Annotated in this window: 2 protein-coding genes; both read left to right on the top strand. The window is 44.3% G+C overall.

What is annotated here, in order from left to right:
• A partial coding sequence (locus CIK94_RS01685) for a helix-turn-helix domain-containing protein (protein WP_144008266.1) occupies window positions 1–402 on the top strand: 402 nt, incomplete at its 5' end.
• Window positions 312–1,427: an IS3 family transposase gene (locus tag CIK94_RS01680; protein WP_254046103.1), complete on the top strand. Its 1,116-nt coding sequence runs from the start codon at window positions 312–314 to the stop codon at window positions 1,425–1,427. The genes CIK94_RS01685 and CIK94_RS01680, both read left to right, overlap by 91 nt.
• Window positions 1,428–1,516 lie beyond the last annotated feature (89 nt).

The following is a 1,516-nucleotide window of genomic DNA, read 5'->3' as shown; positions in this document are numbered from 1 at the left end:
AAGCGCCTATCAGACGACCAAAAACGTATGATACTGCACGCACATCTGGTAAATGGAGTCAGTAAGGCAGAATTAGCAAGAGTTTTTGGCATCAGACGTGAGACTATTTGGAGATGGATTAGTACCTTTGCAGAAGGAAGCCAGCCTGTAGGTAAGCCTAAAGGTGTCTGCTCCCGAGCAAAAGAGTATTCAAATCTAAATCCCAAGCCTATGCCTCAAAAGACCGCCAGTCGATTGGAGACTCCGGAAGAAGAACTCGCACGCCTCAGACGCGAGAACGCGGAGCTCCAGGAAGCATTGAAGATGGCAGAATGGTCAAATCATGCCAAGGACGTGATGATAGACCTCGCCGAGAAAACCTTCAACATTCCAATAAGAAAAAAATCTGGTGCCAAACAGTAAAGGAGCTTGCCACAGAGAAGGTCAAAGGCCAGACCATGGGCCTTCTCTGTCGGCTGTTTGGCAAGAGCTGGCAGGCTTATTACCAGCACAAGGACACATCGGCGAAACAGCGCCTGACAGAAGAGATGGTCGTGGAGTTTGTACGAGAAATACGCACCTACGACAGGGGTATAGGAGGTGCGAAGCTGCACGAGATTTATGTCCGCCGTTTTGGGAGTCATTACGCACACATGGTAGGCCGTGACAAAATGATGGACATCATAGCCCGCAACAACCTACAGGTACGCATGCCACGCAAGAAACCACGCACAACCGATTCTGCGCACGGTCTTCCCACATATCCTAACCTTGTCAAGGAAATCATCCCCACACGCAAGAACCAGGTTTGGGTAACAGACATAACCTATGTGCCAATATGGCTGAATGACAACGAATACATATTCTGCTATGTTTCAATCATAACCGATGCATATACCAAAGAAATAATTTCATGGTATGTGGGTGAAAGCCTTGAAGCATGGTGTAGCGTAGAATGTCTTATAAAAGCATTTGACACACTTGCAGAAGAAGACAAGACAGGCCTTATCCATCATTCAGACAGAGGTGTGCAATATGTCAGTGCCGCGTACACATCGCTGCTGCTTGATGCGGGAATCAAGATTAGCATGACGGAAAGTGGTGACCCTAAGGACAACGCAATCGCCGAGCGCATAAACAACACTTTAAAAAATGAACTGTTCAGAGATATCAAATTCCATTCTATAGCCGAAGTAAGAAAAGCAATGCATAAAGCCGTCGAATTCTATAACAACGAGCGTCCTCATATGAGTCTTAATAATATGACACCACATGAGGCTGCTTTATGCAAGGGCAAAATACAGAAAAAATGGACTAGCTACAGAGAAAAATATCTTGAAAATTTGGAAGTGTCAGAAGGATCGACTACTTTTGCAGCACAAACACTGGAAATGATTGAGTCCGTATCAAAAGACAATACTCAACTTTCAATAGGGTTAAGAGAATAAATTCAACCTTGACTAGGGTTAAGTAAAAAAACAATCAACTTATAGTCGGGTTAATGTAAAATCCATTCAACTTTTTTCAGGAAGGTACA

Source organism: Prevotella sp. P4-51 (assembly GCF_002251455.1).
Lineage (GTDB): Bacteria > Bacteroidota > Bacteroidia > Bacteroidales > Bacteroidaceae > Prevotella.
Note: the sequence above shows the minus strand (reverse complement) of the source record. Positions and strands in the feature narration are given on the sequence as shown.